The organism is Moorena sp. SIO3E8 (assembly GCF_010692445.1).
GTDB lineage: Bacteria > Cyanobacteriota > Cyanobacteriia > Cyanobacteriales > Coleofasciculaceae > Moorena > Moorena bouillonii.
Window position 1 is genome coordinate 1 of sequence record NZ_JAAHHM010000075.1, and the last position, 14,105, is coordinate 14,105.

General features: G+C 43.8%; 13 protein-coding genes and 1 tRNA gene. 4 read left to right on the forward strand and 10 right to left on the reverse strand.

Translation table 11 applies throughout. The features are described from left to right. The first annotated feature begins 310 nt into the window (after positions 1 to 310). On the forward strand, positions 311 to 487 hold the full coding sequence (locus F6K46_RS25495) for a hypothetical protein (RefSeq protein ID WP_293060929.1): 177 nt from the start codon (positions 311 to 313) through the stop codon (positions 485 to 487). Positions 488 to 658: 171 nt separating this feature from the next. Here the strand turns inward: F6K46_RS25495 and F6K46_RS25500 are convergent, their stop codons facing one another. The 4 genes from F6K46_RS25500 to F6K46_RS25515 all read right to left on the reverse strand — a co-directional run bounded on the left by F6K46_RS25500 (position 659) and on the right by F6K46_RS25515 (position 2,699). Further along, positions 659 to 1,096, reverse strand: a complete 438-nt coding sequence (locus F6K46_RS25500) for a hypothetical protein (protein WP_293060927.1) — start codon at positions 1,094 to 1,096, stop codon at positions 659 to 661. 240 nt (positions 1,097 to 1,336) lie between these two features. Beyond that, the gene (locus F6K46_RS25505; protein WP_293060925.1) at positions 1,337 to 1,483 is read right to left on the reverse strand and encodes a hypothetical protein; all 147 of its coding nucleotides are present in this window, start codon (positions 1,481 to 1,483) and stop codon (positions 1,337 to 1,339) included. 409 nt (positions 1,484 to 1,892) lie between these two features. Further along, positions 1,893 to 2,324 (reverse strand): hypothetical protein, encoded by a 432-nt coding sequence (locus F6K46_RS25510; RefSeq protein WP_075903310.1) that lies wholly within the window; start codon positions 2,322 to 2,324, stop codon positions 1,893 to 1,895. Positions 2,325 to 2,495: 171 nt separating this feature from the next. Continuing rightward, a complete protein-coding gene (locus F6K46_RS25515; protein WP_293060922.1) occupies positions 2,496 to 2,699 on the reverse strand; it encodes a hypothetical protein in 204 nt (67 codons plus the stop codon). 184 nt (positions 2,700 to 2,883) lie between these two features. Between F6K46_RS25515 and F6K46_RS25520 the strand changes: the two genes are divergently transcribed. Further along, the gene (locus F6K46_RS25520) at positions 2,884 to 5,871 is read left to right on the forward strand and encodes a tetratricopeptide repeat protein (RefSeq protein ID WP_293060920.1); all 2,988 of its coding nucleotides are present in this window, start codon (positions 2,884 to 2,886) and stop codon (positions 5,869 to 5,871) included. 303 nt (positions 5,872 to 6,174) lie between these two features. Further along, entirely contained in the window at positions 6,175 to 6,357 is a 183-nt protein-coding gene (locus tag F6K46_RS25525) for a hypothetical protein (RefSeq protein ID WP_293060918.1), read from the forward strand. A 407-nt stretch (positions 6,358 to 6,764) separates the two neighbouring features. On the opposite strand, the gene F6K46_RS25530 is transcribed toward F6K46_RS25525, so the two are convergent. Continuing rightward, complete coding sequence (locus F6K46_RS25530; RefSeq protein WP_293060916.1) at positions 6,765 to 8,417, reverse strand: AarF/ABC1/UbiB kinase family protein; 1,653 nt, start codon at positions 8,415 to 8,417, stop codon at positions 6,765 to 6,767. Between the two features lie 26 nt (positions 8,418 to 8,443). After that, on the reverse strand, positions 8,444 to 8,569 hold the full coding sequence (locus F6K46_RS25535; protein WP_293060914.1) for a hypothetical protein: 126 nt from the start codon (positions 8,567 to 8,569) through the stop codon (positions 8,444 to 8,446). An 89-nt stretch (positions 8,570 to 8,658) separates the two neighbouring features. Between F6K46_RS25535 and F6K46_RS25540 the strand changes: the two genes are divergently transcribed. After that, a tRNA-Phe gene (locus tag F6K46_RS25540) sits at positions 8,659 to 8,731 on the forward strand. A gap of 183 nt (positions 8,732 to 8,914) precedes the next feature. Here F6K46_RS25540 and F6K46_RS25545 read toward each other — a convergent pair. From F6K46_RS25545 to acnB, 4 genes are all read right to left on the reverse strand, one after another. Continuing rightward, the gene (locus tag F6K46_RS25545) at positions 8,915 to 9,418 is read right to left on the reverse strand and encodes a hypothetical protein (protein WP_293060912.1); all 504 of its coding nucleotides are present in this window, start codon (positions 9,416 to 9,418) and stop codon (positions 8,915 to 8,917) included. A 16-nt stretch (positions 9,419 to 9,434) separates the two neighbouring features. Then, positions 9,435 to 10,649 (reverse strand): transposase, encoded by a 1,215-nt coding sequence (locus F6K46_RS25550; protein WP_293060910.1) that lies wholly within the window; start codon positions 10,647 to 10,649, stop codon positions 9,435 to 9,437. Positions 10,650 to 10,917: 268 nt separating this feature from the next. Beyond that, on the reverse strand, positions 10,918 to 11,244 hold the full coding sequence (locus tag F6K46_RS25555; RefSeq protein ID WP_293060908.1) for a DUF433 domain-containing protein: 327 nt from the start codon (positions 11,242 to 11,244) through the stop codon (positions 10,918 to 10,920). A gap of 245 nt (positions 11,245 to 11,489) precedes the next feature. After that, the gene (acnB, locus tag F6K46_RS25560; protein ID WP_293060938.1) at positions 11,490 to 14,099 is read right to left on the reverse strand and encodes a bifunctional aconitate hydratase 2/2-methylisocitrate dehydratase; all 2,610 of its coding nucleotides are present in this window, start codon (positions 14,097 to 14,099) and stop codon (positions 11,490 to 11,492) included. Positions 14,100 to 14,105: the final 6 nt, after the last annotated feature.

Sequence of the window (14,105 nt, forward strand, 5' to 3'; positions counted from 1 at the left end):
ATAAAGTCTTTAACCTGATCAGGATTAGACCTAAAAAAATCCGCCTCTTTGATTTCAAATTGTACGCTTTCAGAAATTTTGTAATGATTAAAATCTGTAGGAAACGTTGGTGTTTTATCAGAAAAAAATGCTATAAAAAATAAAGCTAGTGCATCCATTTTTGTCACCTAATTGTATACAGTTTTTTTCATAAAAATATTTTTCTTAGTAATAGTTTAATAAAACTCAAAATCGTCGCTTTTTAATGGTATTGATGCTCTCGTAAATTCCTAGAATTACCTAAATTATGGATATATAAATTTTTAAATTAATGCAATTTTTTTTTACTACTCCCATATCACCTGTTTCCTGTTCCCTGCTCCCTGCTCCCTGCTCCCTGTTCCCTTTGCTATTTTTATATACAAACATAAAAAATACTCCTAGCATTTCTCTACACAGAAATCCCAGGAGGCATGATCAAGAAAACGTAATTGAAGAGAAAGGGTAAACGCATCTAAATTAGTCTTGACAGTAAACCATTGATGTGGATTACGGAAAAATTATGACTCTATAGCACTGTTCAATAGCTGATAGCTGAATGCTGAGTGTTGAGGCTAATAGAGGGTTTATTAATTAAGATGCGTTTGCCCTGATTTAACAGGATGAATTGACTGTTAATTTAATCTAGAGCACCTAAGCCCTCAGTACCTGCTCCGGCACGGATTAAAGCTGCTTGATCCTCAACTGCGGTAGCAGCACCTAGAGCGGTTGCAGCTGCCTCAAGGAATGCATTTGTTGAGCTACTACCGGTAGTACCCGACACTGCCACAGCTGTACCTCCATCTAGGGTGAGGTTAGTGATAGTTGCAGTGTTTGTTCCAGCAGCAGCAAGGTCGTAGGTTGGTGTAACAACTAATGGACCAGGAAAGTGGAGAGCGTCAGGTAAAATCAGCTCACCGGAAACACTGAGAGAACTCCCAGAAGGTCTTGTTTCCACGACAGATCCGCGAATAGCTGATTCAGCATTAGCTGATGTGGCCAGTAGACCAGTTAAGCCCGCAACAACGAGACCTGTGTTGATCAGAATTTTTCCTAGATCTAGATGCTTATTATTCATGGTTTTTCGAGCTTTGTGCCTTAATAGTTTATCGGGAACTTAGGTCATCGTTGAACCCGTTTCATAGTTATAAAGTAACTTCATCGGAAGACTATAGTAAATCCGAGAGAACACTGAACTTATCGAAATCTATAACTAGTTTGTAGTCAGTAAACTAGGGATAATACTGAATTACGTGGAAACTTGATCAGTATTTATTGACTAATCTGTTCAGAATTTAATTTGGGATATATAAGTTAATCAAAGGGAACAGGGAACAGGGAACAGAGAATAGGCAAGAGGCAATAGGCAATAGGCAAGAGGCAAGAGGCAATAGGCAATAGGCAAGAGGCAAGAGGCAAGAGGCAATAGGCAAGAGGCAAGAGGAAAAAAAACTGTGTACCTCATTATGATAAAAAACGCTATATTTATTGACTACCCATTTTGATAAAATATTTTTTTTTCTAATTAACTAAACTAAATAAGTTATTTTTTATCCGGATAAAACTAGAATTCAACTGTAGTTATTAGGTAACTAGTTATAGCGCTGTGAGCTTCGGATCAGGGAACAGGAATCCTCCCTCACCCCCCAGAGCTGTTTCAAAGTTGGACTCAAATGTGATTGGTGGGGAGGTGGGGAGATAGAGGGGATTAAAGCTAATAAAAAGGTATGTTTAACCTGAAAAACCCCTCTCCCCAGCACCCCAACTCCCTTTTACGCCTATTTACCTGACAATTTATTCGAGAGCAATGTTACAACCCTGACCACGTTTAGGAGATTTCGGGGTGCCTGGCGTAAGTCCTGCTTACTGTTAATTTACTCTAGAGCACCCAAGCCTTCATTACCTGCTCCGGCACGGATTAAAGCGGCTTGATCCTCAACGGTGGTAGCAGCACCTAGAGCCGTTGCAGCTTCGGCAAGGAATGCATTTGTTGAGCTACTAGTGGTAGTAGTAGAGACTGCCGCAACTCCAGTTCCATCTAGGGTGAGGTTAACGATAGTTGCAGTGCTTGTTCCAGCATCGGCGTAGGTTGGTGTAACAGTCAATGGACCAGAAAAGTGGAGAGCTTCAGGTAAAATCAGCTCACCAGAAACACTGATAGAGCTCCCAGAAGCCCGTGTCTCTACGGCAGATCCACGAATCGCTGATTCAGCGTTAGCTGATGTGGCCAGTACAGCAGTTAAGCCCGCAAAAATGAGACCTGTGTTGATGAGAGTTTTGCTTAGAGAAAGAGAGTTGTTGTTCATTGTTTTTCGAGCTTTGTGAGTTGATAGTTTATCCTGGAATTGAGTTAGTGTTTAACTCGTTTCATAGTTCTAAAGTAACCGCCTATAAAGATGGTTGTAAATTAGAAATACTACTGAAAAAAATTAACTACATAACTATTATGTAGTTATAGAAATAGAGATAATACTGAGTTAAAGTAAAAACTCATAATTATTGATTATCCGGAAAGTTTTTACTTTTCTTAAAAAAAAATATTTTCTCTGATTAAAAAAAAATAAGTTATTTTTTATCCGGATAAAAATAGAGGAATCGGGAGTCGGGAATCGGGAATCGGGAATCGGGAATCGGGAGTAGGGAGCGGCGGAATAATGGGTAGACAGAGAATTTATTAGCACTTTCCGGATTTCTCCGGACTCAGTCAGTTGGTAGCTAATCTATTGGATAGCAAGATCTGGTAAGGGTATGGCGATTAAACCCATCGGTGTCAATTCCTCCGATGCCAGCACCCTAGCTGAGGATCAGGGTCACGAAGCATCTCAATAATAATCTCAATGACCTTTATTCCTGGAGAGCTAGTCTGTGAGTGATCGTAACGATTTAATTGAAATTTCTGGTACTCAGAATTCCTCTCGCCGTGGGGATGTCATTTTTGTCCATGGACTTGGGGGTGATGCCCGGGGTACTTGGCACCCGCAAGAACGGCGAGATGATAATAATTTTTGGCCTGCTTGGCTGGGGGAAGATTTATCAGATCTGGGAATTTGGTCTCTGGCTTATCAGGTAGAACCGTTTAGATGGAAGGGTAATTCTATGCCTCTGGTAGACCGGGCGACTAATAGTTTAGATCTACTGGATAGCTATGAGATAGGCGATCGCCCAATAATTTTCGTTACTCACAGTATGGGGGGACTGCTGGTGAAACAGATGCTGCGCAGTGCTAGGGATTTTGGCAAATGGCAAGCGATCGCATCTGGGACGAGGGGAATTGTTTTCCTGTCTACCCCTCATTCTGGTTCTGATTTGGCAAGTTGGATTAAGCACATTGGCACGATTCTACAAACCACTGTCAGTGTTGACGAATTGGAGGCGCACCATTCTCGCTTACGGGAACTGAATCTTTTGTATCGCAATGACCACCAGTTTAGCCAAATCCCGATGCTGGTTTACTGCGAAACCAGACCTACCAATGGGATTTTAGTGGTGAATCAAACCAGTGCTGATCCTGGTATTAAGGGGGTTATTCCTGTCCCGATGGATGTTGACCATATTTCTATCTGCAAAGTAGAGGATAAAAAGAATCGAATCTACCGTCAGGTAAAGCGGTTTGTCAATGATAATTTAACAATTCCTCTGCCACCGATTCAACTGAAACCAGCAGTTAATCCCGATAGTAATCCTGATAGTAAACAGGAACAGGCAAAAAAAAAAGTTGATGATGGACTAGGTTTAAAAGCCATTCCCCAAAATCTGCCCCACACCAATGTTTCCAAATTCGTTGGACGCTCAAGTGAACTGGAAACTCTACACCAGCGGCTACAGCAGCGAGAACGGGTGGTAATTTCTGCTATTTCTGGCATGGGTGGTATCGGTAAAACTGAATTAGCCCTGCAATATGCCCTCAACTATTGGCGGAAAGATTATCTGGGTGGGGTTTGCTGGCTGCAAGCGCGGGATGTGGATTTAGGGACTCAAATTGTAGAGTTTGCCCAGCTCAAAATGAACTTGGAAGTACCCCAAGAAAAAGCAGGAAAACCTCTCACTCTCGAACAAAAGGCTCAATGGTGCTGGGACAATTGGCAGCCATCGGATAATTTGGTGCTGGTGATTTTTGATGATGTTACTAAATTTGATAAAATTAAACCCTATCTCCCTCCAACTCACCCCCGTTTTAAGATTATTATTACTACCAGGAAGCAGTCGTTAGCAGAGTCTTTTGATCTGTTAGCCCTGGAAGTGCTTTCGGAAAAGGCAGCTTTGGAGTTATTGGAATCCCTAATCGGAAAAGAAAGACTAAACCGGCAGTGGTCGGAAGCCAAAAAACTCTGCAAATGGTTGGGATATCTGCCCCTAGGTTTGGAATTGGTAGGGCGATATTTAAAAAATAAAAAAGATTTATCCCTGGCAGATATGCAGCAGCGGTTGGAAAAAAAACATCTGGAACAGCGATCGCTAAAACAACCAGCTGCTACTATGACCGCACAAAAGGGAGTGGCAGCTGCCTTTGAGTTGAGTTGGCTTGAACTGGATCAAGATGCCCAGCGGTTGGGTTGTCTGCTGAGTTTGTTTGCTTTGGCTCCCATTCCCTGGAAATTGGTGGAAAATTCTTGGCCTGACCAAGACTCAGAAGATTTAGAAGATATTAGAGATGACTTTCTGTTGGAACTGAATTTACTTGGGCGCACGGATCAGGGAATCTACCAGTTGCACGAGTTGATTCGAGAGTTCCTACGAGACAAAATGGAACGTTACGATGGGGCTGATCAACTCAAGCAGGGATTTGGTCAGGCAATGGTGGCCGTGGCAGATAAAATTCCTAAAGTACCGACACAAAACGATATTGCTACAGCTAGTCCCGCCATCCCTCACCTGATAGAAACTGGGACAGTACTCTCAGACTGGCTCACGGATGAAGATTTATACAAACCTTTTCAAGGTCTGGGTTGGTTTTACCAAGGTCAAGGGGCTTATAACCAGGCATTACCCTGGTTAGAGCGATGCTTAAAGCTCACCCGCAACCGGTTAGGAGAAGAACACCCAGATGTCGCCACGTGCCTCGACAATCTAGCATCACTCTACAAGGATCAGGGACAGTACTCCAAGGCCGAACCTCGCTATGTCCAAGCCTTGGAGATGATGAAAAAACTATACGGTCAACAACACCCAGAGGTCGCTCTCTCTATCAACAATCTGGCATTACTCTACAATCATCAGGGAAGGTACTCGGAGGGAGAACCTCTTTTTGTCGAAGCCTTGGAGATGATGAAAAAACTATACGGTCAACAACACCCATATGTCGCTCTCTCCCTAAATGGTCTGGCTAAACTATACTCTAATCAGGGACGGTACTCGGAGGCCGAACCTCTTTTTGTCCAAGCCTTGGAGATGTTTAAAAAACTATACGGTCAACAACACCCATATTTCGCTCTCTTCCTCAACAATCTAGCAGTACTCTACAGGGATCAGGGACGTTACTCGGAGGGAGAACCTCTTTTTGTCCAAGCCTTGGAGATGTTTAAAAAACTATACGGTCAACAACACCCATATTTCGCTCTCTTCCTCAACAATCTAGCAGTACTCTACAGGGATCAGGGACGTTACTCGGAGGGAGAACCTCTTTTTGTCCAAGCCTTGGAGATTTACAAAAAACTTTTAGGTACTGAACACCCACATGTCGCTATCTCCCTCTACAGTCTGGCATTACTCTACAATAATCAGGGACGGTACTGCGAGGGAGAACCTCTGTTTGTCCAAGCCTTGGAGATTTTTGAACGAAAGTTAGGGTCAAATCATCCCAATACTATCGCTTGCCGGGAGAATCTTCAAAAATTGCGGGATGAGCTGACTTAGGAAGGCAGAGGGCAGAAGGCAGAAGGAAAGGAGAAAGGTTTAAAGGGATATAGCAATTCTCTTTCCCATGAGCTACAAAGGGATCCCCCTAAATCCCCCTTAAAAAGGGGGACTTTGAGGTTGATAAGTAAAAAAAAATACCAATTAAAGTAGGGTGGGCAAAGTAATCTAATCTATCAATACTCACGCATAACCAAACGGTTTTTGCCCACCCTACAAGCTAAAAAATATAGCCTAGAGCAAGTTAATTTTTATGCTATACTATAGAGGTTTAATCACCAGTATTGCAGTCAGTTTTTTCTGATGACAAAAGTAGAACAGATTCAAGCTGAAATTGAGGCTCTCTCTAAGGAAGATTTCGTGCGCTTGAGAGAGTGGTTTGCTGAAAGAGACTGGTTACTCTGGGATAAACAGCTTGAAGCTGATATCACCGATGGGAAGTTAGATGTAAGCCGTCAGCCGTCAGCTGTCAGCCGTCAGCCATAGTCAAAAAAAATACCAATTAAAGTAGGGTGGGCAAAGTAAAATAATCATTAATACTCAAAACAACCAAACTGTTGTTGCCCACCCGACAAGCTTGCGTGTACAAAAAAATAGCAATTAAAGTAGGGTGGGCAAAGTAAAATAATCATTAATACTCAAAACAACCAAACGGTTTTTGCCCACCCGACAAGCTTGTGTGTCAAAAAAAATAGCAATTAAAGTAGGGTGGGCAAAGTAAAATAATCATTAATACTCAAAACAACCAAACGGTTTTTGCCCACCCGACAAGCTGTTCGCGTAGCGTGCGCGTAGCGCTTAAGCTGACGGCTGAATGCTCCCGATTCCCGATTCCCGATTCCCGATTCCCGATTCCCTACTCCCTACTCCCTACTCCCTACTCCCTGATCAAATTACCGTAACCGTCCCGAACGCAAGATACTAACAATCAGCCACAATCCTAAAAAACTAGCTGCAGCAAACAGGATATTAGTAACCACAGACATCTGGGGAGTTTGGCTTCCTGAGGCCACAATTGCTGCACCCACAATCAGGGAACCGACTACAATACTGAAGGAGAGTCGATTAGCAGAATCATCGATACTGTAACGTAGTTTGTCTAGCTCTGGGACAGTAATATTCCACTTCAGGGTTTCGGAACTGACCCGGTTTAAAAACAATTCGATTTGAGAAGGCGATCGCAATGACAGGCTTTTGATATCCAAAATCGTTCTCAGAAGGGTTTGTAACGGATTATCTCCCAGGAGTTGACGCCGAAACACTTCCGTAATCAGGGGGGTGATTTGGTCGATCAGGTTAATTTCGGGATAAAACCCACGGGTAACTCCTTCCAAGTTAGCTAGGGTTTTGGCATATAAACCCATATTACCCGGTAAGCGGATTTTATTATTTCGCGAGACTTGTAGTATCTCATAAAACACTTCACTAAAGTTGATTTTGGAGAGGCTTCGGTTGTAATACTTGCGCAGCATACGGTCATAGTCATTTTCCAGGCCAGATAAATTGACCGACTCACCGGCTTCAGATAGTTGTAGGGTTAACTGAGCACATCGCTTGCCATCTAAGTCTACAATTGCTAAGAGCATCTCCGTCAAAATCTGTTGGCTGCGGGGGTCTAAGCGTCCAATCATGCCACAGTCTAATAAGGCGACGCGACCATCCCTCAGATAAAATATGTTTCCCGGATGGGGGTCAGCATGGAAGAAGCCATCGATGTAAACCTGCTGGAAAAAAGCCCGAAATAACAGGGTGGTAATTTCCCGTCGCTGGGTCTGGGTATCTTTGCCCTGTTGAGTTTGTGATAATTGCGCCGATAGCAGAGGTGCCCCTTCCAGCCACTCAATGGTAAGTAGCTTTTGGCTGGTCAAATCCCAGTAAATCTTTGGTATGACTAATTGCTGGGAATCGAACCAGCGGCTATTGGATAGATTACTGCGGAGTTTATCGGTATAGTTAGCTTCTTGGGTAAAATCCAGTTCTGCTTCTAGGGCAGTAACAAATTCATCGGCTATGGCAACGATATCGTAAGTCTTACCAAATTCCGTCAGAGAGACTAACTCCGCTAAGCCTCTAATGATAGCAATATCTTGAGCAACGATCTGGTCAATCCCAGGACGTTGCACTTTCAGAGCCACGTCTTGACCATTTTTGAGGGTAGCGCGATGGACTTGACCAATGGAACCAGCAGCAATGGCTTGGGGATTGATGGTAGTAAAGGTTTCTGAGATTGGCTGTGCTAGTTCTTGCTGTAGCAGGCTTTCTATTTCACTCCAGGCTACTGGTGGTACATTGGCTTGCAAGTCAGTGAGGACTTCAACATAGGCTCCTGGTAATAGGTCGGGACGGGTAGACAGCAGTTGTCCTAACTTAACGTACACCGGACCTAAATCAATTAAAATGTTGCGAAGGACAGCAGGAGTGGGGAGTTGAGGTTCGTCATTATTTTTGTTGCCCGTTAGGAGTCCTCGCATGTAATCCCAACCGTTTCGGAAGACAACTTCTAGGATTTCTCGCTGGCGGGTACTGGTTTGAGTTAGGGAAAACATTGGCTGAGGGTGGTTGAGTCATTTGGTTATATACTAGACTTCGCGGCAAAGTGGGGAAGAGGGAATCGGGAATCGGGAATCGGGAATCGGGAATCGGCAACAAGAATTGATGCCACAGCGTCGAAGCCTGTGGCACAAGGGCTGGATCGCACAAAAAAAAATTTTCTGATCTACTTGCCAATCCAGACTAGGTTTGTTAGACTTAATAAGGCGTCAAAAAAGACAAGCCGAAAAAAGACAAGCCGGGATAGCTCAGCTGGTAGAGCAGAGGACTGAAAATCCTCGTGTCGGCGGTTCAAGTCCGCCTCCTGGCATATTCTGTAAGCGGTCAGCTCTCAGCCCTCAGCGGTCAGCTTGTATTATTCAAAAGCTGTTTGCATCTCAAGTAGCGTGGCCTACGGCCAATAGCTGAATACTGATAGCTGAATACTGATAGCTGAATACTGATAGCTGAATACTGATAGCTGAATACTGATAGCTGATTGCTTAAATACAGTTCAATCCCACCAATAGCAAACAACAACTGCATCCCGATCACGTTTAATATCGTCTCCCCATAATGCCCCTTCATATCGATATCTCAATCGGCGTTTGAGTCGGTAACTATACTCTTCGTTTGTGCCATCAGTTACCTCTACCGAGTCAGCTCGCCATTTTTTACCCAGATCTATTAGTTGAGAAACTTTGGTATCTTGATTCTCTGCAAGTATGTATAGGGTATCTGCTGGATAGGCAACAAAATGAATAATGCTGCTATCTGGCATGGGACGATAGTTTGCCATTGCCAGCAGGGTATCTAGCAAACCACCAAAACTTAACCCATGTTCATCTGGGGCAAAGACTGGTTTGGTAAACAGAAAGCTTGCCCATAAATCTCTGTGCTTGGAAAGGTCAGTAATAACTTCTGGGCCATCAAACTCATTGAATCGGCGCTGCCAAACTAAAGCAGCAAATAGTTCTTGGGGAGAATACGATTCAGCAATGGATTGGATTTTAGTCAATTGACACTCCCCATAGCTAGAAGCTAGGGGATTCTCGGTTCAACGACCCAGCTTGCTGAACCTGGTTTTCACCAAGAACAGTAGAGGCCCGATCTCCCCCAGCGTTCGGACTAATAATAGTCCAAGTTCCGGTGTGCCCCACCGTACTTAAGGCTCTATTCAGTATGTTGATTGCAGCGTTGTGGTCTCGATCTAACGAACAACCACATTGACAAATATGGGTTCTAGTGGACAAAGATTTTTTGACTTCTTCGCCACAATTGGAGCAATTTTGTGAAGTATAGGCAGGATTAACTGCAACAGTTACCTTGCCAAACTTAGTACCAAAGTATTCCAACCAATTCCTGAATTGGTACCAACCTGCATCATTAATAGATTTGGCAAGACAGTGATTCTTGACTAAGTTTTTAACCCTTAAGTCTTCATAGGCTACCAGATCGTTAGATCGGACTACGCAACGTGCCAGTCTCTTGGCGTGTTCTTGACGTTGCCTACTTATCTTAAGGTGTGTCTTGCCTAGTTTATTAATAGCCTTCTTACGGTTGGCTGAGCCTGTCTTTTTCCGGGAAACCCGACGTTGATAGAACTTTAGACGCTTTTCGCCTTTTCGATAAAACCGAGGTGATGGTTCCCTATATCCATTGGAATCAGTATAGAAATCTTTTAGTCCAACGTCTAGACCAATAATCTTACCTGTTGTCTCAACAGTTTCAGAATTATCTACTTTTACACAGAACTGAACATAGTATCCATCCGCCCGACTTACTATGCGAACCCTTTTAATTAGTTTTACATCAAAACGCCATAAGTCCCACGTTCCTTTGAGCTTGAGCTTCCCAATTCCTTTCTTGTCGGTAAATTTGACTGACTTTTTGTCTGGACATAACTTCCATCCACTAGTCTTGTATTCCACCGAGCGAGAAGATTTCTTGAATCTAGGGTAACCTTTCTTACCAGGAATTTTCTTTTTACAGTTATCATAAAATCTATGAATTGCTCGCTCTACGTTTTCAACAGACGCTTGACAAGCATGACTGTTTAAATCCTCGACAAACTTGAACTCAGCTCTTAAATCAGTGTTGTAACGGTAAAGCTCTTTCTTACCGACTCCTTTATTGTCCATCCAGTAGCGTAATACTTTGTTTCGGACAAATCGTGATGTCCGGATCGCCTCGTCTATCGCTACTTTTTGGGCTTTATTAGTTACGGCCTTGAACTCTATTACAAGCACTCTTTTAATCACCTCCTTTTTTTGTCGATCTGCTTTCTATTGTAGACTACAATTTTCAATCCATCCAAAGTTCCTGATTGAATTGAAAGTTTTTCCCAAAAGGATTCGCGTTGCTCAGTTCATTTATGTGAGGGGTAAGGCGCAAGCCCATATCTAAAGCTAGGGGCTTGCGCCTTACCCCTCACACTCCCCGATTTTTCGGTCAAGCATTGTTATTCTGAGGGGTTTTACCTCGCCTAACTTCTTCTGCGTAAAAACGTGCCATCTACTAGGCTACCTCATTGCGATCAATGGCTATTTCGATTTCATCGGGGTGAGCTTTTGCGTATACCCAAGCATTAGCTAAATCAGCAGCTGTAATTGTGGGATAACTTGTTAAAAGGTCACCATCACTGTATCCAAGACGACGAGCTTCTACAAGTAACCAGACCGTAATACGAGTATTGGCAATGCAAGCTTCTTCCCCACAAACTCTAGGGTTTTTCTCAATTCCTTGCCAATTGTTTGTGAGACTTTGAGCAAGTAACTGAATAACCTGCACTTTTTCACTAGGGCTAAGGGCAAGAAGTTTTTGCTCTAAGTCTTGAAGTATCACAGAAGTCAATCCTTTGCTATAAATCTGATCTTAGTATAATATCATGTTAATAGAATCACTTCTCAAAAAATATACCTTACTTCTGGTAGGTAATCTTCCTCCTTATCCCCTGTTCCCTGTTCCCTGTTCCCTGTTCCCTATTATCTAATAATAAGTTTTCAACCGAATTTGATATAAGTGATAAAAATAATCGGGTGAACCCAAAAGCTCACCCGATTATTCAGCTAAACTAAACTCAAAGTAATCTACTTAAGGGTTCCCGCTGGGATACCCAAAATATCTTCAATCTTGGGCATTTCTTCGATGGGAATCACCCGTCCTTCATCTTCAAATCCAGCGATTTTATCAAAGTTCAAATACTGATACAAATCACTAGCAAAGGGATTAATTTTATCGGCTACAATTGACTGATACTCTTCAACGCTTGGAATCTGACCTAACAAAGCACAAGCTGCTGCTAATTCAGCAGAACCCAAGTAGACTTGGGCACCTTTACCCATACGATTATTAAAATTACGAGTAGAGGTGGAGAATACTGTAGCTTTATCAGCAACCCGAGCTTGATTACCCATGCAGAGGGAACATCCAGGCATTTCAGTCCGGGCACCAGCTATGCCAAAGATACCGTAAACCCCTTCTTCTTTGAGTTGTTTCTCATCCATCCGGGTCGGGGGACAAATCCACAAGCGAGTGCTAACAGGGGGTTCCCCTTGTAGAACTTTGGCTGCAGCACGGTAGTGTCCAATATTGGTCATGCAAGACCCAATGAATACTTCATCAATGCGATCGCTTGCGACTTCAGACAACAATTTCACATTATCTGGGTCATTGGGAGCCGCTACAATCGGCTCAGTGATTTCATTCAAGTCAATCTCGATAATTTCAGCATACTCTGCATCTGGATCCGCTTCCATCAGTACGGGATTTGCCAACCATTCTTCCATCTTGGCCACTCGACGCATGATCGTACGGGCATCTTGATAGCCTCGTGCAACCATATTTTTCAGTAGCGCGATATTGGAACGCAAATACTCAGATACTGTTTCTACTCCGAGCTTAATAGTACAGCCAGCACAAGACCGTTCCGCAGTAGCGTCAGTAAGTTCAAAGGCTTGCTCAACTTTCAAATCGGGCAATCCTTCTATTTCCATAATCCGTCCCGAGAAGACATTTTTCTTATTCTTCTTCTCTACTGTCAGCAACCCTTGTTGAATAGCCACATAGGGAATAGCATTAACAATATCCCGCAATGTTACCCCTGGCTGCAATTCACCTTTGAACCGCACTAACACAGATTCCGGCATATCTAAGGGCATGACTCCCAAAGCAGCACCAAAGGCGACTAATCCGGAACCAGCAGGGAAGGAAATGCCTAGGGGGAAACGGGTGTGAGAGTCTCCACCAGTGCCTACGGTATCAGGTAATAACATCCGGTTCAACCAAGAGTGGATAATGCCATCCCCAGGACGCAAGGCTACACCAGAACGAGAGGCAAAGAAGTCGGGCAATTTTTTATGGACTTTGACATCAACGGGCTTGGGATAAGCAGCAGTATGGCAGAAGCTTTGCATGACTAAGTCCGCACTGAAACCAAGACAAGCCAGTTCTTTTAATTCATCCCTAGTCATGGGTCCTGTGGTATCCTGGGAACCAACTGTAGTCATGATCGGTTCGCAAGAGGTACCTGGACGAACACCCGGTAAGCCACAGGCTTTACCGACCATCTTCTGGGCTAAGGTGAAGCCTTTGCCGGTATCTTCTGGGATGGTTGGACGGGTAAACAGGGGACTTGGTTCTAATCCCAAAGCTTCCCGGGTTTTATCCGTGAGCGATCGCCCAATCAGTAACGGAATCCGTCCACCAGCACGGACTTCATCGAGGATGGTATCGGGTTTGAGGGTAAAGGTGGAAATGACTTCCCCAGCTTGGTTAGTGATTTCACCCTTGTAGGGATGGATAGTAATCACATCACCTGTTTCCATTGTTGAAACATCGCACTCAATGGGCAATGCACCAGAATCTTCAGCAGTGTTGAAGAAGATCGGGGCAATTTTGCTACCTAAGATATATCCCCCAGCCCGTTTATTGGGAACATAGGGGATATCTTCACCAATATGCCAAAGTAAGGAATTAATTGCTGATTTCCGGGATGAACCAGTACCAACAACATCCCCAACATAAGCCACAGGATACCCGTTTTGTTTTAATTTAGCAATAGTATCTAAAGCCGTCGGTATCCGAGATTCCAACATGGCCAAGGCATGTAAGGGAATATCTGGCCGAGTGGTGGCGTGAGTGGCGGGGGATAAGTCATCGGTATTGGTTTCTCCAGGTACCTTAAATACAGTCACAGTAACTGCTTCCGGGAGTTTAGGACGCTGGATGAACCACGCAGCATTGGCCCAAGCATCGATGACTTGCTTGGCATAGGGATTGACATCGGAAATTTCTAGAACATCATTGAAGGCATCAAAGACAAGTAACGTCTTACTTAGGGCAGTAGCGGCTTCGGCTGCTAAGGTGGTGTGATCCGACTGGAGTAACTCAACCAGGGATTGGACATTGTAGCCTCCAACCATAGTACCCAAAAGGTCTACAGCACCCTGAGGGGAAATTAGGGGACTAGTGAGTTCTGCTTTTGCGATCGCAGTTAAAAACCCAGCTTTGACATAAGCTGCTTCATCCACTCCAGGGGGAATGCGATCGCGTAACATAGCCATTAATGCCTCTTCTTCCCCAGCTGGTGGATTTTGCAGCAGTTCACAAAGTTGGGATGTTTGCTCAGCACTTAGGGGTAGGGGAGGAATTCCTTTAGCTCCCCGTTCAGCTAGGTGTTCACGATAAGAGTTCAGCATCATAGA